Genomic DNA, 23,304 nt, shown 5'->3' with positions numbered 1-23,304 from the left:
AGGGCCATCATCAGTCGCCGCCGCAAGGACGGATCACTAGATTACACGGCCCGGATCCGCATCCATGCCGAGTCGGAGACCCTCGGCCGCCGCCAACTGATGCACCGCCGGGAAGCGGAACTGGATCAGCAGCGCGCCCGCGGGAAACCTCTTGGAGAAGGCTCACCGTCGTCGAGCTGCAAACCTTCTTGCTCTCATCCCACACCCACCGAATCTCCACGCACAGCGCGTCGTCCCGCCACGCCCGGTTCGGACGAAGCTCCGGATCGGTCTTCCGGGAACCGCGAGAGGTAATAACGGCAAATGCCGTAGTTGCCTGCTTTTCGTCGAATGCTGCGGGAAGATCAGCCGCTCGCCGCATCGATCGCCGCCTCCAAGTCGTCGCTGTCGACGGGCTTGTGCAACAGGCGATGGCCGCTGATGGCGATGTCCTTGAGCCCCTGCGGCGAGGTGTCGCCGGTGAGGATGATGGCCGGCACGGCCGCGCCCAGGTGGCGCTGCAGGATGCCGATCGCCTCGACACCATTGTGGCCGTCGCCGAGGTGGTGATCGGCAATGATCAGGTGCACCGGCGCCTGGCCAGTGCGCAGTGCCGCGGCATGCACGTCGCGCGCCTCCTGCGCGCTGCGCCCGGCGTACACGCGGTGCCCCCACACCTGCAGCAGCCGGCCGACGGCATCGAGCACGTCGCGCTCGTCATCCACCACCACGATGCCCAGCGCGGTGCGGGTCGCAGATGCCGCCGGCATCGGCTTCGCCGGCACGGTCGGCACCGCCAGCGGCACGCGCAACGAGAACCGCGTGCCGCGTCCCGCGCGCGAATGCAGTTTGACCTCATGCCCCAGCAAGTCGGCGGTACGGCGCACGATCGCCAAGCCCAGCCCGAGCCCCTGCTCGCGGTCGCGGTCGTGCCCGGAGGTGTGCAACTGCACGAACTCGTCGAACACCACGGCCTGCTGCTCGGCGGCAATGCCCAAGCCGGTGTCGATGACCTGGATCTCGACCTGACCGGCGCGACGCCGCACGCCCAGCAGCACCCGGCCGTGCCTGGTGTAGCGGAAGGCATTGGACAGCAGGTTGTCGAGGATGCGCTTGAGCAGCACCGGGTCGCTGTCGACCCAAACGCGGCTGCCGACCACCTGCCAGTCGAGGCCGCGTTCCTGCGCCTGCGCGGCGTACTGGTGGCGCAGGTCGTCGAACAGGCGCGCCAGCGACACCGGCTCACGCGATACGGCCACCACGCCGGCATCCAGACGCGAGATGTCGAGCAGGCCATTCAACAAGCCACTGACGTTGCCGACCACCGCACGCAGCCGGTCGGCGATGCCGCGCGCCTCGTCCGCACGCAGGTCGCCGCGCTGCGCCATCGCGCCCAATGCGGCGACGAACAGGCTCAGCGCGTGGATCGGCTGGCGCAGGTCGTGGCTGGCGGCGGCGAGGAAGCGCGACTTGGCGCGGTCGGCGGCCTGCGCTTTGTCGCGTTCCTGCTCCAGGTCACCGATCAGCGCGAGGTTCTCGAAGCGCAGGCGCACGCTTTCGCGCAGCGTCCGGTAAGTGATGCGGCTGTAGTAGAGATTGGCGCCGATCAGGCACAGCGCGAATGCCAGATAGACGTGGTAGATCGCCTCGCCGGCAAGCAGGCAGCGCAGCATGAACGGTGCCAGCATCGCCACCAGTGACCCGGCATACGCCGGCGGGTACGCCGACAGCGAAGGCACCGCGCCGCAGGACATGCCGGTGAACACGATGCAGACAAAGGCGAGCAGGTGCGGCGCGTCCGGCAGGAAACCGAACCAGCCCAGCGCACCCCACAGCGCGCTCGACAACCACGACAACACGGTGAAACTCCTCGTCCAGGCCGGCGTGTCGAGCGTGGCCGTACCGGCGGTGAAATAGCGCCGCGACAAGCCAATCCGTACCAGCGTCAGCGCGAAGATCAGCGCTACCCAGCCCAGCAGCAACGCGTCGGGCACCGCCCCCCACAGCACATAGGCGACCGGCGCCGGGATGACGAGGTTGGCGAACAGGACCGCGTAAGATTGCCGGTACAGCAATCCGACCAGTGCATCGTGCGTGCGCGCATCGCGCTGCCGACCGCCCCCTTCGGCCTTGAGGTACGACTGCATGGATTGCGCCCCTTGAACGTCCTGCTCGCCGACGATCATGCCATTGTGCGCGAAGGCCTCAAGCTGTTGCTGTCCACCCTGCCGCACCTGCGTGTCGTCGGCGAAGCAGGCAGCGCGCGGGACATCCATGCGCAGCTGCGCACGCACGACGTCGACCTGCTGACACTCGACCTGGGCATGCCCGGTGTCACCGGCGCACCTTTCATCCGCGAGCTGCTGGCCGGCTTTCCGCGGCTGAAGATCCTGGTGCTGACCGCGAACATCGAACCGCGGGTGATCCGCGCGGCGCTGGACGCCGGCGCGGCCGGCTACCTCACCAAGCACGGCGACCCTGCCGAACTCGTCACCGCCATCGAGGCGGTGCAGCAAGGCGATGTCGTGATCGCCGCGTCGATGCGTTACGCGACTGCCGGGTCCGATGCCTTGCACAGCGCAAGCGAGCCTCCCGTGGCCGAGGCCACGTCGCCGGTGCCGCTGACCCCGCGCGAACTGCAGGTGCTGGCCCTGGTCGCCCACGGCGTGACGGCGCGGGACATGGGCGCGCGGCTGGGCATCAGCCTCCTCACCGCGCGCAAGCACCGCGAGAACCTGATGCGCAAGCTCGAACTGCACAGCGCCGCCGAGTTGACCGCATACGCGGTGCGCCTGGGCTTGCCCGCCGGGTAGGCGCAGGGTGAAACCTCACAGCTAACCGCACAGCCCCTTCGGCAGCCACTGTCGTTCCGGTTGCACCGGCGCCTCGGCACTGTCGTGCAGGACCAGCACCAGCGAGCGGCGGCGTTGCGCGCCGACGCCGTGCAGCACCATCGGCAGGTCGCCGTGCACCAGCATGCCCTCGCCGGCCTTGGCCTCCATCCGCCCTTCCGGAGTCTCCAGGCATTGCGCGCCTTCCAGCACCCACCACGCCTCGGGACCGGGATGCCAATGCACGCGCGACTGCATGCCGGGAGCGAACGTGGTTTCCATGTAGGTGGCGGTGTAGTCCTGCGCGCTGCCACGCGGCAGCGGCCCGATCCGGGCGATGCGCGCCCCATCCCGTGCCCGCCAGTCCGGTGCGGCAATGGTCATCAACCAGACACGGTCGAAGGCCTCGACCACGGTGCTGGAGGACGACATCGCCAGGCGCGCGGCGTGCGGCGTGGCAAAGGCGTCGATGTGCCAGTACAGCGGCGACAACGACACGCGCCCCAGCGGTTGGCTGGCGATGATGAAGCAACCGACCTCGCCACTGCGCTGCAGGCCGAGTGGCTGGCACCCGCCCGGCACGAGCTGCTCCGTGGGCTGCGCCTGCGGCCGCGGCATGCAGGCGGCCATGAGCACGGATGCCGCCAGCAGGAGCCTTCGTACCGTGACCGACGACATGCGCGCACCCTCCGCGTCCCGGGACCGGCGCGGCATTCGCGCCGACCTCACCTGTCCGAGCCAACGGCGGCGCTCGGCGCGGTCGGCCGTGGGCTCAGGGGGCGACCGGCTCCCACACCATGTAGACGTCGGCACGCGCGTAATGCGATCCCGGCCGCGGCGCCGGACGGTGCCGGAAACCGACGCTCTCGTACAGCGCCAGCGCCGGGCCGAGCTTGCTGCTCGACTCCAGGAACAGCTCGCGGCCGTCGAGCGCGTGAAACGTGGCCAATGCCGCCTGCATGAGCTGGCGGCCGACGCCGGCACCGCGCAATCCGGGCGTCACCGCCATCTTGGTCAGTTCGTACACGCCGTCGCCTTCGTGCTTGAGCGCGACCGTGCCGACGGCGTACTCGCGACCGTCGGCCTGGCGCGCGATCGCGAACACGATGCGGCCGCCGCCGGCGAGCAGATGGGTTTCGGGGTCGTGCAGCACCTCGCGATCGATCGGCTCGACCGTGAACCAGCGCTCCAGCCATTCGAGGTTGAGGCGGGCGAAGTCGGCACGCCAGGCCAGTGCGAAATCGACGATGCGGATATCGGGAGGCAAGGTGTCCATGCCCGCCCATGATAGGCGGGTGGCGCGACGTCAACGCGCCATAGGTGTCGACAAGGCGGATGCGGCCGGCCTCGCCGCGGCGCCTAATGCTTGTCGCTGCCGCCCTTGTCCTTGCCTTTGCCCTTGCTGCCGCCCTGCCCCTTGTCGCCCGGACCTTTCTGGGAACCGGTCGACTTCTTGTCCGCTCCCTTGGCCGCCTGCGCCGGCTTGCCCTTCTGCGGCGACACCTTCGCCCGATCCGGCAGCTTGCCGTTGTTGCCGGCCTTGGCCCGGTTCGGGAAGTCGTTGTGGAGGTCGGCATCGATGGTGATCGGCCGCGCCCAGCGGTCGTAGGTCGGCACGAAGCCGCGCTTGAGGCGGTGGAATTCCGGCGAGCCCGGCTTGATGCCGAGGTTCTTGGCGACCGCGCCCCAGCCCTGGCCGTGGTTGCGGTCCCACTCGTCGACCACATACCGGCACGGGCGACCGAGGATCTGCGCGATCGCGCAGGCGTAGTAGACATCGCCCGGCGCCCAGTGGCGGCGCACCAGCAACTCGCTGACCAGATCGCGCGGCGCGCCGTAGTAGCGCACCATCTCGTCGACGAACGGCTCGCGGTAGCGCGTGCCGTAGCGGTTGACGTCACTCAGCCAGGTATCGACCCAGACGTCGCCGCTGCGCGGGTTCCAGCCGAAGGTGAAATCCTGTGCGCTCGCCGCGCCCGCGCCGGCGAGCGTGGCCAGCCCGGCGGCAAACGCGAAGACGCGGGATTTCAGCTTGCTGGACATGGTGCTTTCTCCTGTGACCGGCGCCGGCCGGCCGCGTCGGATGGGGCCGGCGGCGGTGAATGCCATGCGCGGTGCGGGTCTGCGGTGCCGATCGGATCGACCGAGTCTAGACCGTTGCGGGTATAGCAACGCATGCCCCTGGCGACGGCACCGGCGAACATGCCGATGCCGTCGCGGGCGGGCCATCCGTGCAGATCGATCATCTGCGTGTCAATCGTCATCGTGATCGCGCCAGCGGCGGTCACCGCGGTAATCATGACGATCGTAGCGGTCATAACCGTAGTAGCGATTGTCGTAGCGACGGTCGTAACGGGCGTCGTAGTACTGCGTCTTGCACTTGCCGTGGTGATTGCACTTGCCATGGCGGCCGGGGCCGTTGCGGTAATAGCCATAGGCATTGCCGTAAGGCGGGCCGTTGCGATAGACGTTGCGGTAGTAGATCGGGCGGCCGTAGCGGTCACGGGCCACGACCAGGCGATCGTTGTAGCCGTAATCGCTATGGCGGTAGTACGGCGTGCCGCTGCGGAAGATCACGTCGGCGACGTCGACGATGACCCGGGCCAGCTCATCGCCGTCGTTGGCGCGGGCGGTGCCCGGTGACAACGCGACCACGCCAAAGCCGGCAGCCAGGACAATCGGGGCAAGCCAGCGGGACAGGGCAGTGGCCATTTCTTCTCTCCTTGATCGCCTGCACCACGGCAGGCACGGAGCGAAGATGCGGCCGCGTGCGTGAACCATTTTTTAATCCAGCCGCCGCCCGCCGCGGCCACTTAGCCGGCGTTGGGGTTGCCGGGCTGCTTCAGGGCTGCGCCGCGGCCGCCAGATCGCGCACCGCCGCCGGCAACCCGGCCGCCGAGTCGACCCGACGCAGGCGCGGCGCATCCTCGGCCACCTCAGCCTCGTTCTCGTGCGCCCACACGGTGTGATACGGCATGTGGATGCCCCAGCCGCCGAGCGCGAGCACCGGCGCGATGTCCGAACGCAGCGAATTGCCAACCATCACGAAGCGCTCGGCCGGCAAGGCGAACTCCTCGAGCAGGCGCGCATAGGTGGCGGTGTCCTTCTCGCTGACGATCTCGATGCGACGGAACAGTCCGGCCAAGCCGCACTGCCTGACCTTGGCCTCCTGGTGGAACAGGTCGCCCTTGGTGATCAGCACCACCTCGTAATCGGCGGCGATCGCCTCGACTGCTTCGCGGATGCTGGGCAGCAACTCGACCGGGTGCTGCAGCAGGTCCTTGCCGAGGTGGACGATGCGGTGCACGTCCTGGGCGCTGATCTTCTCGCCGGTGATCGCCACCGCCGCCTCGATCATCGACAGCACCATGCCTTTCACGCCGTAGCCGAACAGGGCGATGTTGCGCTTCTCGACGTCGTACAGCCGCTCGTGCACGCGCGCATCGCGCAGGTCGACGTAACCGCCGACGATGCGCTCGAACTCGAGCTGGGCCTGGTCGAAATAGTCCTGGCTGCGCCAGAGGGTATCGTCGGCATCGAAGCCGATCAGTTGAATGCTCATCGGCACATTATGAAGCGTCGTGGTGTCGTCCAGAACGTGGCGCCTGGAGCGTGGCACCTGGAAACGGAAAGGGCGGCCGATGGGCCGCCCTTTCCTGTGCAAAGAGTCCTGGCCCTGCTTAGCGCTTAGCGCTGACCACCGCTGCCGACCTTGGCCCCGCCGGTCTGGGCCTTGGCGACATAGGCCTTGTACTCGTCGGCGGTGAGCGCACCGTCGGCGTTGGCGTCGGCCTGGTCGAACACCTGGCCCAGCGCCGGCACCGTGCCGGCTTCGGTCTTGCTCAGCTTGCCGTCCTTGTCGACGTCAACGTCGGCCCAGCTCTTCTTCTGCGGCCCAGCGGCTGCGGTGTCGGCCTGCGCGGCCGGGGCGGCCTGTTCGGCGGCTGCGTCGGCGGATTGCGCCTGCGCGAAGGCCAGCGGTGCCGACAGCGTGGCGACCAGCGCGAAGGTGCCGATCAGCGACTTGCGGGAAAGGTGGTTCATGCGTGTCTCCTGGAATGAATGTGCTGCGCGGCCTGTTTGCCTGTTGCGTACCGCACGCAGGCACCTTGCCGGCGCACGCATGAACGAACCGGAGGTCACAAGCGTTAAAGCTACGTTGGCTTAACCACCGTGGCCGGCAATGACGCTAAGCCGCAGGGCAATCGGTGATGACAGTCGCGTCGAAACGTGACGCAAAGCGTCATTCGCACTTGATGCACCGGCCGCGCATCACTGAACACAACACAACGTTTACGAACCGGCGTGTCAACCGCTGCGAAACGTGCGCTACGCCTCGTCCTCGGACGACACCGCGACCTGCGGCACGCCGTCCTCGTCGAAGCGCACCGCCACGGTGATCGGCCGGCAACAGACCTGGCAGTCCTCGATGTAACGCTGCGCGCCGGCGGAGTCGTCGATCATCAGGACGATCGACTCGCCGCAGTACGGGCACTGGACTTCCGCTGAAGGCAGCATGGTCTCGACTCGCGCGCATGACACGCCGCGTGTTTATTTCCTGGTCGGCAGTGCCACGTCCGGCGCGGGCACCAGTTGGATATCGACCGCACCCCCCGGGTTGTGGCTGCGCAGGTGGAACGCACCGGCATCGAGCTTGAGGATGTCGGCCGGGTACGAGAGGCCTTCCTCGACCAGCGTCAGCGCGCCGTCGGCGAAGGTCCACTGGCCGTACAACGGCGTGCCGTTGGGTGAATCGATCACCAGCGTGCCATCGGCGAGGAAGGCGTAGGTGGTGCCCGGCTCGACCGCCGAGGCTTCCTTCACCCGCCAGACCTTGCCGACAAACGCGGCCGGATCGACTGCAGCGGCGGGCGTCGCCGTTGCGGTTTCCGCCATCGGCGTTGGCGCGTCGGTCGACCGCGCCGGTTGCGCCGAAGTGTCGGCCGTGGTCTGCGCCTCGATGGGCGAGTTGGGCTCGGTCGGCGGAGTCTGCTGCTGGCACGCCCCCAGGGCCAGTACGAGGCTGGCCGTCCACAGGCAGGGCTTGCGCGATGCGGTCATGGCCGAACCTCGTGCGATGGGCGCAAGCACCTTAGCACCACGCCGGTGGACCCCATCACGCGCCGGTAACCGCAGGCGGACAAAGCTGTAACGACTGGACCGTCGACTCGTCACGGTGGTCATGCACCGCGTGCCGACGCGCCCGGCCCATCGCAACCGGGAGCGACGATGAAACTCCGCCATGTCTTCAGCACGCCCGACCTGGACGCCGCGCAGGCAGTCATGAACACCGCCCGCAACGCCGGCATCCGCGACGACGACATCCTGCTGGTCGCGCGCTCCGACATCGAACTCGACGCGATCCCGAACGAACGCAAGGAAGCCGACACCGATCTGCTACCCGCAGCCCTGCGTGGCGCCGCGTACGGCGGCGGCGCCGGCCTGCTGGCCGGACTGGCCGCGGTGGTGCTGACACCGATCGGGCTGACATTGGCCGGTGCCGCCGCCGCGGCCGTGGCCGGCGCCTTGGTCGGCAGCTGGGCATCGGCGCTGGTGGGGTCGTCGCTGCCGGATCCGATCCGTCGCAAGTTCGACGCCGAGATCCAGGCCGGCCGCATCCTGGTAGTCCTGGACGGCAGCAAGGAACTGCTCACGCAGATCGAGCCCAGCCTGGTGCAGGCGGGCGCGACACCGTTGCCGTACGAGGCCACCAAGGCGATGGCCTGAGTTCGCGCCGATCACGCGGCGAGGAGTCGCGCAGCAAGCATCGGATACGTGCCGCGTGGGCGGTTGCAACGGCTGTTCGGATCAACCGCAGCCGAGCCGGCTACGGCGCCGTCGTGGCCTTGGCCGCGGTCTTGGCCGAGGGTGCCGTTTTGCCGGTGAGCGCGGCACGGTAGCCGGCGTGCAGTGCCTGCACCTTGGCGATATAGACTTGGGTTTCGGCGTACGGCGGCACGCCGCCGTAGCGGGTGACTGCACCGATGCCGGCGTTGTAGGCCGCCGCGACCAGGGTGAGGTCGTTGCGGTAGCGCTTCATCAGAAGCTGGAGATGACGCGCGCCGGCGTTGATCGATTCGCTGGAGGAAAACGGATCGGCCACGCCGTACTCGCGACTCGTCGCCGGCATCAGCTGCATCACGCCCTGGGCACCTTTCGGCGACACCGCGGCGGCGTCGAAGCCGCTCTCGGCATGGGCGATCGCACGCAACCAGGCGTCGTCGACGCCGGTGGCCCGGGCCGCGGCACGGAACTGCGCCGGGTACTTGTCCAACTGCGGCCGGCCGATGCGGCCCAGGCCAGGGTGCGCGGGCTCGCCCGGCGGCGTTTGCACGGTGAACGACAGCACCTTCACCGAGCCGGGCAGCTTGCGCGTGCTGTACACGGTCTTGCCGTCCTGCTGGCGCTCGTACAGCGTGCCGCTGACTGCGCCCATCGCGCCCCACAGGTTGGGCAGTTTGACCGCGTTGTCGTCGATCTCGCGGGCGGTGCAGCGCGAGCCCGGCTCCGGGGCGGTGGCCAGGCTGACCGTGCCGTCGCGGACACAACGGTAGACCGTGCGCGCCTGCACCGGCGTACTCGCCATCGCCATGACGGCCAGCGCGATCATCGCACCAGGGCGTAACCGGACCATGCCGCGGATTCTAGGCCTGATGGCTGAGCGCCGGTGCAATGGTGCGGTGACGGCCTGTCGCCTTGATCCAGGTCAAGGCGGGCGCGGCAGCCGTTGCCCAGGCTGCCCGCCCATGTCGACCGCTTCCCGCTTCCCCGCGCAGCTGCTGCACCGCTACGACCGGCCCGGCCTTCGCCGGGCACATTTTCCGCATGCTGGACAAGCGAAAGGCGGCCGTAGCCGCCTTTCGCACCAACAACTCGAAGGCCTGCCCTCTAGCGGGGCCGGTCACTTTGTCGCGACGGTGCCTTGTCGCGGATAACGATTACGGCAGGCCTGTTACGGCGTGGGGGTGGCACTGGCGTCGCCGGTCGCCGCGGCTTCGGCTGCCGGCGCCGCCTCCGAGGCCGGCTCCTTGGTGGCGCAGGCCGCCAGCGTCAGTACGCTCAACGTCAGCAGGGCGAAGAAAGCAGTGCGAACGGTTGTCTTCATGAGTCTCTCCAAGAATGGATGTGTGCCTCGTCATGGCCGCACCACCGCACACTGCCGTCACGGTGATGAACCCGAACCACACTGCAACTGCACGAATCACAGAGAGTTAACCAACCAATCCGCCGCAGGCTTTAGGCACACGCGTTATTTGGCAGCACGTTTCATTAAAACGTGACTCTGATCAAAGCTTCGCCTTCTGTCGCACGCCGTTGCGCGTGAACCCAACACAACGTTTACGAACCGGCAGGTTCGCGCCGTCTTTGATGGGAGCGTTTGATGGGAGCGGTGCGCACTGCATGCCATACAGGAGGCACTGCGGTTCCTGGAACAGCCGCCATGCGGAATTAATCCAACTTGGCTCTCTCGATCCCCCGCCCCGCATTCTCCACCGACCCGCGCGCTGCTTCGCGTTCCTCGCGCCGTTGCTTCGCGGTCTTGCAGACCCGCTCGGTGCGGTTGCTGCCCACTGGCTTGACGCGCTCGCAGATCATGCGGCCGTCTTCAGCCTGCTGCGACACCTTGTCGATCCAGGCGATGTTCTGTGACGCTTCGGCACGCTGCTGCTCGCTGAGGTCGGCGTACGTGCGTCCGTCGATGGTCTGCAGCAATGCCCCCTGGCGCGTTTGCAGTTCGCTGCGGGTTTCGGCTGGCAGGTCCTGGTAGCCGCCCGTGCCCGACTGCATCGCGCGACGGATCTTGTCCTGCTTGGCCTTCACCGTCGCCACATCGAAAACCTGGGCCGTCTCGACCGCCGCGACGGCGAAGGACAACGACAGGGCAAGGGCCAGCAACAGCCCGCTGAAAATCCGATTTTTCGAAACCATGCGCATGAGTCCCTTGCTGCTGATGGAGGGTTCGACCGCAGCACTGCGCCGCGAACGAACCATGGAAGGGCGGCGCAGACGAGCACCACCCTTGAAACACGTCACGGAGGATTCGATCCGGCACCTGGGCGGCCCCTCGCGATCGTGCCCCCCATCACGATCGCGCGATGGCGATCGTAAAACTGCCGCAATCGCTTGCGTATCGGGTCGCAGCGTTTCGCCAGATTCGGTCAAGTCGGCCCCGAAGGTGCGGCACGCGAGGCGCCGCATTTGTTCCACATGCGGGATTGTGTATCGCCCGAAATCCGGCTTTGTTCTGGATTTGGCGAACCCACTTTTGTCCTGCAGCGATGGCAGTCCAGGCATTCCGCCGGGGCCCTTCGCCCTAGACGCCACCGCTCCCTCCCCCGATTGGTCGCGGTGTCCGTTGCAGGAGTCAAAACAGCAATGAGCAAGAACAAAATGCTTTTCAGCGCCCTCATCGCCGTCCTGGCCGGTGCCGCCGCGTTCGGCGCGCAGGCCGCAGACAAAGGCTTCTATGCCGGTGCCGGTGTCGGCCAGTCCTATGTCGACGAGCGCGATTACGACGACGAGGACACCGCGTTCTCGGTGTTCGGCGGCTACCAGTTCAATCGCTACTTCGGCCTCGAAGGCGGCTATGCCGATTTCGGCAAGCTTGAGCCGCGCGGCACCGGCACAGATCTGGAAGCCAGTTCGGTCTACCTGACCGCGGTCGGCAGCGTGCCCTTCACCGACAAGTTCTCGGCCTATGCCAAGGCCGGCTTCCAGCGCTGGGACCTGGACACGGCGATCCCGGGGCTGGTCGGCAACAACGACGACAACGGCACCGACCCGACCTACGGCGTCGGCCTGCAATACCGCTTCAACGACAGCATCGCGTTGCGTGGCGAGTACAGCCGCTTCGAAGTCGAGGACACCGACCTCGACCTGGCGCAGCTGCAGGTCCGTTACGACTTCTGATGGCCTGACGGACCAAGCCGTTCAGACGAAGCCGTCGGCGCAAGCCGGCGGCTTCGTCGTTTCCATCGTCGCGCCACCGCCCGCCAGAAGTTGAACCCGGTCGTGGTACGCAGGGGCCGGCTCAGGCACTCTCGCGGTCAGACCACCGCGCGGGTGACCGCTTGGCTCTGCCGACACCGCCCCGTTCCGCCCCCTCGTTGCCCGCGCCCGGCACGCTGCGTGCCGTCAGCCGCTGGCAGATCGTCGGCCTCTCCATCAACGACGTGATCGGCAGCGGCATCTACCTGTTGCCGGCGGCCGCGGCCGCGCTGCTTGGCCCGGCCAGCCTGTGGGCGGTGCTGCTGGCCGGGCTCGCGGTAAGCCTGCTGGTGCTGTGCTACGCGCAGGCGGCCAGCTACTTCGACCAGCCCGGTGGCGGTTATCTGTATGCGCGCGAAGCGTTCGGAGCGTTCATCGGCTTCGAGGTCGGCTGGATGCTGCTGCTGACCCGCATCGCCACCGCGGCCGCGTTGAGCAACGGCCTGGCCGCGGCGGTTGCGCACTTCTGGCCGGCGGCCACTTCCGGCGCACCGCGCGTGGCGATCATCACCGGCTCGCTGGGGCTGCTGGTCGCGATCAACGTGATCGGCGTGCGCGCCGCGGCACGCACCGGCGTGTTCCTGGCAATCGCCAAGCTGCTGCCGTTGCTGCTGTTCGTCGTCATCGGCGCGCTCCATATCAGCACGCAGCCTGTCGACGCCGCGCTGGCGCACGCGCCGCTGTCGCCGAAGACCCTGGGCGAGGCAGCGCTGCTGTTGCTGTTCGCCTACGCCGGCTTCGAGAACCTGCCGGCCGCAGCCGGCGAGTACCGCAATCCGCGCCGTGACGTGCCGTTTGCGCTGCTGACGATGATCGTCACGGTCACGCTGGTCTATGTCAGCGTGCAGTGGGTGGCGCTGAACACCTTGCCCAACCTGGCCACGTCGCCGACGCCATTGGCCGAGGCCGCGGCGCGCTTCAGCGGCACCGGCCTGGCCTTGCTGATGACGATCGGCGCCAGCGTGTCGATCCTGGGCACCAGCAGCAACACGGTGATGCTGGCGCCGCGCTACCTGCTGGCGCTGGCCAATGACGGCTACGGCCCGCGCGCACTCGCCGCGATCCACCCGCGCTTCCACACGCCAGTGGTGGCGATCCTCGTGCTCGGCGCGATTGCGTTGGCGCTGGCGCTGTCGGGTTCGTTCGTGCAGTTGGCATTGCTGTCGGTGGTGTCGCGACTGTGCACCTACCTGGGCACCGCCGGTGCGGTGCTGGTGCTGCGCACGCGCCACGGCGATCGCGCCGAGGCCCTGCGCCTGCCCGGCGGCGCGCTGATCCCGGTGGCCGCGATCGTGCTGGCGCTGGGCCTGCTCGCCAGCGCCAGCGCGGTCAACCTCCTGGCCGCGGTGGTCGCGCTGCTGTTGGGCGCGGTGATCTACCGGTTCCGGCGCCAGCCGGCCGGTGGGCATGATCGGGCGTAGCGGGATTGTCGCTTTTGCCGTGCGATGAAAACGGGAGTTCGTGCAAGCCCCCAGGCAGTCCCGCCGTCCGCGTTACGGCGTGACGGCCGCGGCGCCGACGGTGTCGGCCGGCGCCATGGCCGGCATCGCCATCAGCTGCCGCTGCAGGTCGTGGAGCAGGTCGGCATCCCCCGGTTGCCACTGCTCGGCCTCGTGGCCGCGGTAGTGACGGTGGAACGCACGCAGCGCCGCCGCGGGGTCGCTCAGGTCGTAGCCGATCAGGCGCAGTGCCGCCCACGGATCGAACCCGGCCGGCGCCGGCGCCAGCGGCGCGCGCGGCCACAGGCCGAAGCCCGCCTCGGCCAGGCGCTGCCATGGGAACAGCACACTCGGATCGCTCTTGCGCGTCGGCGCGATGTCGCCGTGCCCGACCACCAGCTGGCGCGGAATGTCGAGGCGGCGGGTGAGGTCGTCGAGCAGCCGCAGCAGGCTGTCGATCTGCGCGGTGCTGAACGGCGAGCGGCCGTCGTTGTCCAGCTCGATGCCGATCGAGGCCGAATTGAGATCAGCCAGCCCGCCCCAGCGCGAAGCGCCGGCGTGCCAGGCGCGTTCGCCGTCGGCCACCAGCTGGTACAACCGGCCATCGTTGCCGATCAGGTAATGCGCGCTGACCCGGCCACCGGAGTTGCGCGTCTGCAGGGTCCGCAGCGCTGCTTCGGCGCTGTCCATCTCGGTGTGGTGAACGACGATCAGCGATGCCTGGCGTGGGTTGTGGTTCGGCGACGGCCGCCAGTCGGCGAGCGGGTTGCGCGCCACCGGTGGCGCGCTGGCACAGGCGGTCAGGCCCACCAGCAACAGCAGGCCAAGCAGATGGGTTGCGGTGCGTGCGGTCATCATCGGCTCCCTGTCACGTCAATCAGTTCGACCGCATGGCGGTCGGCGTCCGGTTCCAGAAAACGCAGCAGCGCCTCGGCCTCCGTGCCGATCTCGTGCTGCGTCGCTTTGGCGAACGTCTCGAACATCTGCACCCGGATCGTCGCCGCATCGCGCACGCGCTGCCAGCTCCAAGCCGCGCGCACGAAGCCGTCGACCAGCACCGCGCGCAAGCGGCGGCCGTTCCTGGTCTGGGTGAAATGGGGGTTGTGCCGGGACAGCAGGATGCGGGCACGGTCGTCGTGCGACAGGAACACGTTGTCGTACTCGGGCAGGAAGCGCACCGGCGCCGGCGTGTCCTCGCGCGGGCGCGGCGCATCGGAAAGGTCGAACAGTTCGCGCCCGCGCTCGTCGCGGAACACGCGCAGTTGCGGCCGCAGCGATTCCAGCACCGGCTTGATCCCGCCCAGCGCCGACCACGCGCGCAGGTCGGCGGAACTGGCCGGGCCGATCGCGGCGATGCCACGCAGCAGCAACTGCGCAAGCGAGGCCGGCGCCAGTGGCCGCTGCAGCCACTGCTCGGCCGGCACGAAGCGCGGCGGCCGCGGGAAACCCCAGCGGTCATCGCTGGGCACGATCGCCAGCGGCACGCGCGTGCGCACCCAATGCCCGAGCCCGGCCTTGTTGGCCCCGGGAAACTGCGGCAACAAGGCCTCACCCAACGCCTGCGCGCTCATCGGCCGTTGCGCCATCAGCGCACGTGCCAACGGCTCGACCTGCGCGCCGTCGAAGCCACCGCTGATCGAGCGCCGGTGTACGCTGGTCAGCTCGCGATCGATCACCGGCTGCAACAGCGGGCGGAAGGCGAGGTAGTCGCTGGCGCTGACCGTGTGGATCGTCGCGCGCAGGTAGCTGCCGCGCACGATCTCGTGGCGCTGCGCGGCGGCGCGCAACTGTTCGCCCTTGAAGCCGCTCAGTCGCGACCACAGCGCCACGAACGGATCCTTGGGCTCCTGCGACTGCAATCCCGCCAACGCGTGCACCGCCTGCGCCACCGGCGTGCGGCGACGCTTGAGCAGCCCCTGCCGTGCAAGCAGGGCGCGGTTCAATTGGCGCGTGTCGAGCGTGTCAGCCGTCATCTGCAGTCGCCGGGGCAGGACAGGGCTGTCGAGTGTGCCCGTTCACGCCGCCAGACCAAAGTCCCCTGTCGCGCAGGGTCGCCGGCGGCGGCAATCGACCGGTTGCAGCCGCCCTATCCGCCACCGGCCATTTGCATCACCACCACCGCGATCAGGCCAGGCCCAGATAGTCCTTCTTGCCCAGCTCCACGCCGGCCTTGCGCAGGATCGCGTAGCAGGTGGTGCAGTGGAAGAAGAAGTTCGGCAGCAGGAACTCGGTCAGGTACGCCGGCCCCTCGTAGCGCAACTCGCCCCAGGTCTGCGTGCGGAAGCTGACCGTGCGCTGTTCGCTGCCGCCCAGCTGTTGGGTGTCGAAGCTGCCGATGTAGTCGATCGCGCGATCGATGCGCACGTACAGCTCGTCGAAGGTAGTCTCGTTGTCCTCGAACTTCAGCGGATCGACCGCCGCCAGGCGCGCGCTGCCGTTCTTGGCCATGTCGGTGGCGATCTGCACGTTGCGCCGCAACGGCAGCATGTCGTCGATCAGGCGTGATTCGAGCAAGGCATCGGGGGTGATGTTCTTGGCGCGGGCATGGGCCTCGCCCTTTTCCAGTACACGGCGCAGATTCTTGAGCGAGCGGACAAAGACGGGCACGGTGGCCTGGTGCATCGACAGGGACATGACGGGTTCCGGCAATAACGAAGACAAGGGTGGCGCCGCAAAGGGCAGGCACAGGTTAGTCGCCCCGGTCGCCGCCGATTAGCCGGCGCGAACGGGAAACCGCGTCCCGCGGATGGGCCAACGGCGGCAGTAGTCGACGGCCAACCGACGCGATAGGTTTGCCCGGTCTGCGCGCCTCCCGCGCTCTGGCCAATGCCAGTGCGGCCTCGGCGAAACCGACACGGCTTGAAGCCACGGAAGAACGGCGCAGCCGTGCATCGATTCGACAAATACGGTCGCGCTGACGCGGTTGGATCGGCCGCAAGCGCGCCTGCCCGATCGCTGCCACAATGCCGGTGCCCCACGTTCGGGAAGCCGCTCATGCTGAAGACCGGGCCCACCGTTACTGCGCTGGTCGCCATCAGTTTTCTCACGGTCGCGTTGCAGATTCCGCGCGACGCGTGGGCATCGACGGCCGCATTGAGCCTGGGCTCGGGCGTGGCGGCGTTGTCGCTGATGGCGTGGGCTGCCGTACTCGGCGGACGCTGGCGCTTCGTCGAGGCCGCCTTCGGCGGGCTCGACCGTGTCTACGAGACGCACAAATGGCTGGGCGTGTGGGCGCTGGGACTCGCGTCGTTCCACCTGGTGTTCAGCGCCAGCAGCGATGCCTGGACTTCGGCGGCGATCGTCCCGTTGCCGCGGCCGGCCACGCGTCTGATCCGCCAGCTCAGCTTCGTCGTGCTGATGCTGATCGTGCTGCTGGCGCTCAACCGCAAGATCCCCTACAGCGTCTGGCGCTGGTGGCACAAACTGTCGGGACCGTCGCTGCTGGTGGTCATCGCACACTGGCTGACCTTCAAGTCGCCGATCGCGTTGCTTAGCCCGGCCGGATTGTGGCTGGCGACGGTCAGCGCACTGGGTGCCGCGGCCGCGCTGTACAAGCTGCTGCTGTATCCGCTGCTGTCCAACCACGCCGAATACCGTCTGGTCGCGGTGTCGCCATCGGATTCAGCGGCGCGACTGGAACTGGCACCGGTCAAACGCGGGCTCGACTTCGCACCCGGGCAGTTTGCGTTCGTGGCGTGGCAACACCCTGGCCTGCGCGAACCGCATCCGTTCACGATCGCCAGCGCGGACCGTCCCGACGGTCACATCGCTTTCGTCATCCGCGCGCTCGGCGACTACACCGGGCGGCTGCTGGCCGAAGCGACCCCGGGCATGCGTGCCAGCGTCTATGCCCCGTTCGGACGCTTCGAGCGCGCGGGCAACGGCGCCCGTGAAATCTGGGTCGCGGGCGGCGTCGGCATCACGCCGTTCCTGGCCTGGCTGCAGGACGAGCGCGCCGACGGGTTGGATCGCGTCACACTGTTCTATTTCTACACGCCCGGGCGTGGCCTGCCGGAAACGGTCGATCTGGAAACGCTCGCCCAACGTCGCGGCGTCGAGTACATACCGATAACGACCGGACCCGGCACTCCGTCTTTCGTGCAGCGCTTCGCCCGCATCGTCGGCGACGACGGCGCCAGCCCGGTGCGCATCAGCTTCTGCGGGCCCAAAGGGCTTCTGAAGCGGCTGCGCTCGCTCATGCATGAGCACGGCGTCGCCGACACGCAACTGCACTACGAACAGTTCGAGTTCCGTTAAGGCATCGCTGAATAGGTCGCCCTTGCTCGTCATTCCCGCGAAGGCGGGAATGACGACACTTGTTCAGCATTGCCTTAGGCGGCTAGCGCACGCGGCCTGTCTCACTCGCTGCGCTTTATCGCGTGCCGCCGAACTCGTTGCGCATCGCCGCCCCTGACGCCCCCACCGATGAGAGCGATCAACATCGACACGATGCAGCGTTACCTGCCCACACTCATGCTGGTGCTTGCATGCACCAGCCCCGTGAACGCTGGCGCAGCACCACCGCTGCGCTCGTCATTCGACCTCCAGGTGCCCATGCCACCGACGGTGGTAACGGTCGCAGGCACGCCACGGCTCTTCTATGAGCTGCACCTGAGCAATTTCGCCCAGGACGCGCTGACGCTCAGGCGCGTGCAGATCATCGATACCGAGCATGGCAACACCATTGCCGATGTCGACGATGGTGAATTGGATCGTCGCTTGGGTCGACCTGGCCTGCCAGTGGCCGCTACGGACAGACGCGTTATTGCTTCCGGCATGCGCGCCGTGATCTATCTGGAGCCCGTGCTCGATGCGCGTGTGCTGCCGCGCACGCTGAAGCATCGCGTTGAGTACACCGCTGCCGACACCGGCACGCGCGAACCGGAAGTGGTCGAGGGCGCGCGCACTCCGGTGCAGTCCGGAACACTCCCGGTGCTGGGCCCTCCACTGCGTGGTGGACCATGGGCGGCGATCCACGAGCCGTCCTGGGAGCGCGGTCATCGCCGTGTCCTCTACGCCGTCGACGGACGCGTGCGCATCCCCGGCCGCCATGCGATCGACTGGGTCAAGCTAGATGCCAATGGCCGCTACGCCAATGGTGACGACGACAAGGTCAGCAACTGGCTCGGCTACGGCGAGGACGTACTGGCGGTGGCGGACGGGGTGATTGCCGCCACCCGTGACAGCATCACGGAAAGTGCCTCGGTAGCCGCCCATCCCAAGCACACCATGGCGGACGCCAGCGGCAACTACATCGCACTCGATCTCGGTAATGGCCGCCATGCGTTCTACGAGCACCTCAAGCCCGGCAGCTTGCGCGTGAAGCCCGGCGATCGGGTCCGCCGTGGCCAAGTGCTCGCCGCGCTCGGCTTTACCGGTGACTCCACCGGACCGCACCTGCATTTCCACGTGGCCGACGGTAATTCGCCGTTGGCCGCCGAAGGCCTGCCGTACGTGCTGCAACGCTTCGACCTGCTGGGACGCTACGACACGCTCGATACATTCGGCAATCGGCGGTGGCCATCTCTCGACAATGCGGACGACGCTCGTCGTCACGCGGAACTGCCGGCGCCCAATGCCGTGGTCGAATTTCCAGCGGAGCCGATCGACCAGTGAAGCAGGCAGCGCTACCCGGACTTCTTGATGCCGTGCCCGCCGAACTCGTTGCGCATCGCCGCCAGCAACTTGTCGGCGAACGAATCGTCCTCGCGTGAGCGCAACCGCTCCAGCAGCGACAGCGTGATCACGGGCGCCGACACGTTGAGGTCGATCGCCTCGGCCACCGTCCAGCGGCCCTCGCCGGAGTCCTGCACGTACGGCGCGATGCCATCGAGCGCGGGGTTCTTCCTCAGCGCATCCGCGCTCAGGTCCAGCAACCACGAGCGCACCACGCTGCCGTGGCGCCAGATTTCGGCGACCTGCGGCAGGTCCAGGGCGAAGTCGTCCTTGCGCTGCATGATCGCGAAGCCCTCGGCGTAGGCCTGCATCATTCCGTACTCGATGCCGTTGTGGACCATCTTGGTGAAGTGGCCGGCGCCGCTCGGGCCAACCCGCCCCCAGCCCCGGTCGGGCGCGGGCGCCAGCGCGGCGAAGATCGGCCGCAGCCGCTCAACGACCACCGCGTCGCCGCCGACCATCAGGCTGTAGCCTTCGACCAGCCCCCACACGCCGCCGCTGGTACCGCAGTCGAGGCACTCGATGCGGTGCTCGGCCAGCATCGCGGCACGGCGCATCGTGTCCTTGTAGAACGAATTGCCGCCGTCGATCACCGCGTCGCCGGGCGACAGCAACGGCAGCAGATCGGCAAGGGTGCGGTCGACGATCTCGCCGGCGGGCACCATCAGCCAGACCGCGCGCGGCGACGGCAAGCGTTCGACGAGTTCGGCCAGCGACGACGCCGCTTCGATGCCGCGGCCCGCGGCCTGTTCGCGGGCCGGTGCGCCCGGGTCGAAGCCGACCACGCGGTGGCCACTGCGCACCAGCCGCTCCGCCATGTTGGCGCCCATGCGGCCCAGACCCACCATGCCCAGTTCCATGAAACGGCTCCTTCGATCACTGCGTCGGCCCAGCATGGCGCACGGCACCGTGCAGGGGAAGCCGGGCCTGACGACGCGAGCATGTCGCCGTCACGCCTCGGGGTCAGCCCCGTGGTCAAGCCTTGCCGTCTTCCGAGGCTGCGTGCACCGCCTCCGGGGCGTTGGCGAACCACTTCGTGCGCGGCACCGTCACCGCCTGCTCGGGCTGCGCCTCGAAGTGCGGCGACATGATCTGCACACCCTGGCTGTTGAACGAGTCCTGGATGTTGGCGTTGAACCCGGACATCACCATCGGCTTGCGCTGCAGCTGCGTGATCGGGTCGTCCAACGCCGCGAAAACCTCGTACTCGACATAGAAATCGCCAAGCGCGCGCTGCAGCACGAACGGCGACGGCTGCTTGGCCAGCTCCGGCGTGGCCGCGGCCGCATCGAGCAGGATCTGGTGCACCTGCCGCCACGGCGCGTCGTAGCCGATGGTGACCTTGACCGACAGGTAGATTGGCTCGGACTCGGCCCGCTTGGTGTAGTTGCGCACCGAGTTGGCGATCAGCACCGAGTTGGGAATGGTGATCTCCTGACGATTGAGGTTGACCAGCTTGGTCGCCAGGCCGCCGACCTCGACCACGCGCGCCTCGATGCCGTCGACCTCGACGAAGTCGCCGCGACGCAGCGCGCGCGAATACACCACCACCAGCCCACTCATCAGCTGGTTGACGATGCCGGCCGAACCCAAGGTCAACACCAGACCGAACATCACCGACACGCCCTTGAACGCGTCGCTGCTCGAACCGGGGATGTAGGGGTAGGCGATGGCCACCCCCATGCCCCAGATCACGATCTTGACCAGGCGCTTGGTCGCCGAGGCCGTCTCGCGGTGCACGAACGGCGCGCGGATGCGGCTCGACTGCACGTTGTCGAAGAACAGCTGCACGCCCTCGGACACGGCGCGGGTCAGGAACAGGATCAGCAGCACGGTCACAAGTCCGGGCATGGCACTGACCGCGGCACGTGCGAACTCATGCAGCTTGTCGCCGAAGAAGGCCTGCAGCTGGCTACCCAAGGGGTAGGTCAGCGGGAACGCCTCCAGTGCGATCACCAGCCAGCCGAGCACCAGCAGGAAGTAGATCACCCAGCGCAGCAGGCCGATCACCCGGATCAGCAGCGGCCGCGCATACTCACGCCAGCGGAAATGGTCGCCCGGCGTTTGCGTCTGCGACGTGATCCGCGCCAACAGCCAGGCCTCCAGTGCATTGGCGGCGCGGCCGACCACCCACAACAACAGCAGCGCCAGCGCGGCCGCCCCCACGGTCAGGCCGATGCCGCGCAGCAGCACGTCCGGCCGCCGCTGCACGCGCTCGGCCATCAGCGCCGCTTCCAGTGCCTGCCGGACGACTTCGCTCTCCTGCTCCAGCGGTCGTCCCTCGACGCGGGTGTCGCCAGGCAGCAGCGAGAACACGACGCGGTCGCCGACCCTCACCGCCACGGCCGGCTGCCCCGCGTGGACGAAGCGCTGCACGGTCACGGCACCGCGGCGTCCGGTGTCGCCCATCGCTCGCAACACGTCAGCGGCGCGCTCGGCGCGGTCCTGCGGTGACACCCCGGCTACCCGGGCATGGAAGGTGGCGATTTCGCGGTTGGCGTAGTGCAGCGTCGCCGCCTCGGTGGCGGGCTCCGCCGATGCCTGCGCATGCAGCCACGGCGACCACGACAGGCACGCCAACAACACCCACAGCACCGACCACCAATTGTGCACACACGCTCTCATCCCGCTCATCCTTATCCCCAAGTAGACACTGTGTGGAAGCAGACGCTGTGTTGGCGGCAGTGTGTGGACATACGCCAGTGCCCGCAGGGTAACGGCGGGGCGCGGCGGCCGGCAAGGATCGCCCCCTTGGGCCAGGGCGCTGTTTCGCCGGCACGGCGCGGTTTGTCCGCGCCGCGTGCCTGTGGTATCCGTTGCCCGAGCCATCCAGGGGAAACGCGGTGATGACACGCAAGACGTTGGCGGCCCTTAGCGCGTACCTGCTGGTCTTGTTGACGGCGTGCAGCACGCTGCCGCCGCGGCCGCCGATGTCCGCCGCCTACGCCGCGCCGCCCGCCGCCGACGGCGTGCTGGCGCAGCACCTGGCACCGGCCGAAGCACGCCACGCCGGCAAATCCGGCTTCCGCCTGCTCAGCAACGGCACCGAGGCCTACGCCAGCCGCATGTTCAGCGCGCAGGTCGCCGCGCGCAGCCTGGATATCCAGACCTACATCTGGCACGCCGACATGACCGGCAAGATGCTCGCCCAGCGTGCGCTCGCTGCCGCCGACCGCGGCGTGCAGGTGCGCATCCTGGTCGACGACATGGACGCACGCGCCAAGAACGCCGGCTTCGCCGCGCTGGACGCGCACCCGCGCATCGAGGTGCGGGTGTTCAACCCCTTCGCCAGCCGCAGCGGCACGCTCAGCCGCATCGGCGAACTCGGCACCGGCTTTCGCCGGCTCAATCACCGCATGCACAACAAGAGCTGGATTGCCGACAACCGCATCGCGCTGGTGGGTGGACGCAACCTCGGCGACGAGTACTTCGGCGCCAGCGAGAACAGCAATTTCGTCGACCTCGACGTGCTGATGGCCGGTCCGGTGGTGCGCGAGGTCAGCGCCAGCTTTGACCGCTTCTGGAACGCGCCCAGCAACTACCCCATCGATGCACTCAACGCCGGTCCGGCGACGCCAGAGGCGCTGGCCCAGGTGCGCGCCGTGCTGGAAGCCACGCCTGCCGAACTCGCCGCCAGTCCCTACGCACAGGTGTTGCGCGAGGACGCCGACGTGCAGCGCCTGATCATCGGCGACACCGCGCTGCATTGGACGCGCGAGTGGACCTTCGTCAGCGACGATCCACTCAAGCTCGACGATGAGCACGAACCGCTGCAACGCTCGGCGGTGCTGGCGACGTTGTTGCCGGCGATACGCGGTACACGGCAGACCTTGGGCGTGATCTCGCCCTACTTCGTTCCCGGCCGCAAGGGCACCGACGACCTGCTCGCTGCCGCCAGGGGCGGCGTCGATGTGCGCGTCCTCACCAACTCGCTGGCCGCGACCGACGTGGCCGCGGTGCACGGCGGCTACGCACGCTACCGCGACGAACTGCTCGCCGGCGGCGTGCAACTGTGGGAACTCAAGCCGGACGGCACCGCGTCCTCAAGCTTCAGCCTGCGCGGCTCGTCCGGTTCCAGCCTGCACACCAAGGCCTTGGTGATCGACCAACACCGCGCGTTCGTCGGTTCCTACAACCTCGACCCACGCTCGACCGCGCTCAACACCGAGCAGGGCGTGCTGATCACCGACCCGCGCCTGGCGCAGGAACTGACGCGCATCTTCGAGGAGCGCCTGCAGGGCCAGCACGCCTGGCACGTGCAGCGCGTCGACGGCCGGCTGCGTTGGAGCGACGGCAGCCAGACCTGGACCCACGACCCGCAGGCCAGCACCAGCCGCCGCGTGCAGGCTTGGCTGACCAAGCTGCTGCCGGTGGAGTCGCAGCTGTAAGCG

General features: G+C 68.2%; 24 protein-coding genes. 7 read left to right on the top strand and 17 right to left on the bottom strand.

Annotation, left to right across the window (positions count from 1 at the left end):
* Positions 1 to 344 precede the first annotated feature (344 nt).
* Positions 345 to 2,126, bottom strand: coding sequence for a hybrid sensor histidine kinase/response regulator (locus ACFOLC_RS10275; protein ID WP_386759160.1), 1,782 nt, complete (start codon positions 2,124 to 2,126; stop codon positions 345 to 347).
* Between the two features lie 12 nt (positions 2,127 to 2,138).
* Here ACFOLC_RS10275 and ACFOLC_RS10270 point away from each other — a divergent pair, with 12 nt between their 5' ends.
* Positions 2,139 to 2,792, top strand: a complete 654-nt coding sequence (locus ACFOLC_RS10270) for a response regulator (protein ID WP_386759159.1) — start codon at positions 2,139 to 2,141, stop codon at positions 2,790 to 2,792.
* 21 nt (positions 2,793 to 2,813) lie between these two features.
* Here ACFOLC_RS10270 and ACFOLC_RS10265 read toward each other — a convergent pair whose 3' ends face one another.
* The 8 genes from ACFOLC_RS10265 to ACFOLC_RS10230 all read right to left on the bottom strand — a co-directional run bounded on the left by ACFOLC_RS10265 (position 2,814) and on the right by ACFOLC_RS10230 (position 7,871).
* Positions 2,814 to 3,392 carry a cupin domain-containing protein gene (locus ACFOLC_RS10265; RefSeq protein ID WP_386759158.1) on the bottom strand — a complete coding sequence of 193 codons (579 nt, stop codon included), beginning with the start codon at positions 3,390 to 3,392 and terminating at the stop codon, positions 2,814 to 2,816.
* A 190-nt stretch (positions 3,393 to 3,582) separates the two neighbouring features.
* Entirely contained in the window at positions 3,583 to 4,086 is a 504-nt protein-coding gene (locus ACFOLC_RS10260; RefSeq protein ID WP_386759157.1) for a GNAT family N-acetyltransferase, read from the bottom strand.
* Between the two features lie 83 nt (positions 4,087 to 4,169).
* Positions 4,170 to 4,853: a hypothetical protein gene (locus ACFOLC_RS10255; protein ID WP_386759156.1), complete on the bottom strand. Its 684-nt coding sequence runs from the start codon at positions 4,851 to 4,853 to the stop codon at positions 4,170 to 4,172.
* A 210-nt stretch (positions 4,854 to 5,063) separates the two neighbouring features.
* On the bottom strand, positions 5,064 to 5,522 hold the full coding sequence (locus ACFOLC_RS10250) for a hypothetical protein (RefSeq protein WP_386759155.1): 459 nt from the start codon (positions 5,520 to 5,522) through the stop codon (positions 5,064 to 5,066).
* A gap of 130 nt (positions 5,523 to 5,652) precedes the next feature.
* On the bottom strand, positions 5,653 to 6,372 hold the full coding sequence (locus tag ACFOLC_RS10245) for an HAD family hydrolase (protein ID WP_386759154.1): 720 nt from the start codon (positions 6,370 to 6,372) through the stop codon (positions 5,653 to 5,655).
* A gap of 125 nt (positions 6,373 to 6,497) precedes the next feature.
* Entirely contained in the window at positions 6,498 to 6,854 is a 357-nt protein-coding gene (locus tag ACFOLC_RS10240; protein WP_386759153.1) for an EF-hand domain-containing protein, read from the bottom strand.
* Positions 6,855 to 7,139: 285 nt separating this feature from the next.
* Positions 7,140 to 7,328 (bottom strand): CPXCG motif-containing cysteine-rich protein, encoded by a 189-nt coding sequence (locus ACFOLC_RS10235; RefSeq protein ID WP_386759152.1) that lies wholly within the window; start codon positions 7,326 to 7,328, stop codon positions 7,140 to 7,142.
* A 33-nt stretch (positions 7,329 to 7,361) separates the two neighbouring features.
* On the bottom strand, positions 7,362 to 7,871 hold the full coding sequence (locus ACFOLC_RS10230) for a hypothetical protein (protein WP_386759151.1): 510 nt from the start codon (positions 7,869 to 7,871) through the stop codon (positions 7,362 to 7,364).
* 168 nt (positions 7,872 to 8,039) lie between these two features.
* Here ACFOLC_RS10230 and ACFOLC_RS10225 point away from each other — a divergent pair, with 168 nt between their 5' ends.
* Positions 8,040 to 8,537 (top strand): hypothetical protein, encoded by a 498-nt coding sequence (locus ACFOLC_RS10225; RefSeq protein ID WP_386759150.1) that lies wholly within the window; start codon positions 8,040 to 8,042, stop codon positions 8,535 to 8,537.
* Positions 8,538 to 8,637: 100 nt separating this feature from the next.
* Here the strand turns inward: ACFOLC_RS10225 and ACFOLC_RS10220 are convergent, their stop codons facing one another.
* From ACFOLC_RS10220 to ACFOLC_RS10210, 3 genes are all read right to left on the bottom strand, one after another.
* Positions 8,638 to 9,420 (bottom strand): lytic transglycosylase domain-containing protein, encoded by a 783-nt coding sequence (locus ACFOLC_RS10220; RefSeq protein ID WP_386759414.1) that lies wholly within the window; start codon positions 9,418 to 9,420, stop codon positions 8,638 to 8,640.
* A gap of 342 nt (positions 9,421 to 9,762) precedes the next feature.
* Complete coding sequence (locus ACFOLC_RS10215) at positions 9,763 to 9,915, bottom strand: hypothetical protein (protein WP_386759149.1); 153 nt, start codon at positions 9,913 to 9,915, stop codon at positions 9,763 to 9,765.
* A 344-nt stretch (positions 9,916 to 10,259) separates the two neighbouring features.
* Positions 10,260 to 10,745 carry a hypothetical protein gene (locus tag ACFOLC_RS10210; protein ID WP_386759148.1) on the bottom strand — a complete coding sequence of 162 codons (486 nt, stop codon included), beginning with the start codon at positions 10,743 to 10,745 and terminating at the stop codon, positions 10,260 to 10,262.
* A 441-nt stretch (positions 10,746 to 11,186) separates the two neighbouring features.
* Between ACFOLC_RS10210 and ACFOLC_RS10205 the strand changes: the two genes are divergently transcribed.
* Both ACFOLC_RS10205 and ACFOLC_RS10200 read left to right on the top strand, forming a co-directional pair.
* Complete coding sequence (locus ACFOLC_RS10205) at positions 11,187 to 11,720, top strand: outer membrane beta-barrel protein (protein ID WP_386759147.1); 534 nt, start codon at positions 11,187 to 11,189, stop codon at positions 11,718 to 11,720.
* Positions 11,721 to 11,917: 197 nt separating this feature from the next.
* Positions 11,918 to 13,219 (top strand): APC family permease, encoded by a 1,302-nt coding sequence (locus tag ACFOLC_RS10200; RefSeq protein WP_386759146.1) that lies wholly within the window; start codon positions 11,918 to 11,920, stop codon positions 13,217 to 13,219.
* 72 nt (positions 13,220 to 13,291) lie between these two features.
* Here the strand turns inward: ACFOLC_RS10200 and ACFOLC_RS10195 are convergent, their stop codons facing one another.
* The 3 genes from ACFOLC_RS10195 to ACFOLC_RS10185 form a co-directional block, all read right to left on the bottom strand.
* Positions 13,292 to 14,092, bottom strand: coding sequence for an N-acetylmuramoyl-L-alanine amidase (locus ACFOLC_RS10195; RefSeq protein WP_386759145.1), 801 nt, complete (start codon positions 14,090 to 14,092; stop codon positions 13,292 to 13,294).
* Positions 14,092 to 15,210: a winged helix DNA-binding domain-containing protein gene (locus ACFOLC_RS10190; protein ID WP_386759144.1), complete on the bottom strand. Its 1,119-nt coding sequence runs from the start codon at positions 15,208 to 15,210 to the stop codon at positions 14,092 to 14,094. Before ACFOLC_RS10190 ends, ACFOLC_RS10195 begins: the two co-directional genes overlap by 1 nt.
* Before the next feature lie 151 nt (positions 15,211 to 15,361).
* Entirely contained in the window at positions 15,362 to 15,871 is a 510-nt protein-coding gene (locus tag ACFOLC_RS10185; protein ID WP_386759143.1) for a DUF1993 domain-containing protein, read from the bottom strand.
* Positions 15,872 to 16,231: 360 nt separating this feature from the next.
* Between ACFOLC_RS10185 and ACFOLC_RS10180 the strand changes: the two genes are divergently transcribed.
* The gene (locus ACFOLC_RS10180; RefSeq protein WP_386759142.1) at positions 16,232 to 17,494 is read left to right on the top strand and encodes a ferredoxin reductase family protein; all 1,263 of its coding nucleotides are present in this window, start codon (positions 16,232 to 16,234) and stop codon (positions 17,492 to 17,494) included.
* A 168-nt stretch (positions 17,495 to 17,662) separates the two neighbouring features.
* The gene (locus tag ACFOLC_RS10175) at positions 17,663 to 18,853 is read left to right on the top strand and encodes a M23 family metallopeptidase (protein WP_386759141.1); all 1,191 of its coding nucleotides are present in this window, start codon (positions 17,663 to 17,665) and stop codon (positions 18,851 to 18,853) included.
* An 11-nt stretch (positions 18,854 to 18,864) separates the two neighbouring features.
* Here the strand turns inward: ACFOLC_RS10175 and gnd are convergent, their stop codons facing one another.
* Both gnd and ACFOLC_RS10165 read right to left on the bottom strand, forming a co-directional pair.
* Positions 18,865 to 19,773 (bottom strand): phosphogluconate dehydrogenase (NAD(+)-dependent, decarboxylating), encoded by a 909-nt coding sequence (gene gnd, locus ACFOLC_RS10170; RefSeq protein ID WP_386759140.1) that lies wholly within the window; start codon positions 19,771 to 19,773, stop codon positions 18,865 to 18,867.
* A 115-nt stretch (positions 19,774 to 19,888) separates the two neighbouring features.
* The gene (locus ACFOLC_RS10165) at positions 19,889 to 21,526 is read right to left on the bottom strand and encodes a mechanosensitive ion channel family protein (protein ID WP_386759139.1); all 1,638 of its coding nucleotides are present in this window, start codon (positions 21,524 to 21,526) and stop codon (positions 19,889 to 19,891) included.
* 233 nt (positions 21,527 to 21,759) lie between these two features.
* Here ACFOLC_RS10165 and ACFOLC_RS10160 point away from each other — a divergent pair, with 233 nt between their 5' ends.
* Positions 21,760 to 23,301, top strand: coding sequence for a phospholipase D-like domain-containing protein (locus ACFOLC_RS10160; RefSeq protein ID WP_386759138.1), 1,542 nt, complete (start codon positions 21,760 to 21,762; stop codon positions 23,299 to 23,301).
* Positions 23,302 to 23,304 lie beyond the last annotated feature (3 nt).

Source organism: Lysobacter cavernae (assembly GCF_042648505.1).
Lineage (GTDB): Bacteria > Pseudomonadota > Gammaproteobacteria > Xanthomonadales > Xanthomonadaceae > Lysobacter_L > Lysobacter_L cavernae.
The sequence above is the reverse complement of the archived record's forward strand: the minus strand, read 5'-3'. Positions and strand labels throughout refer to the sequence as shown.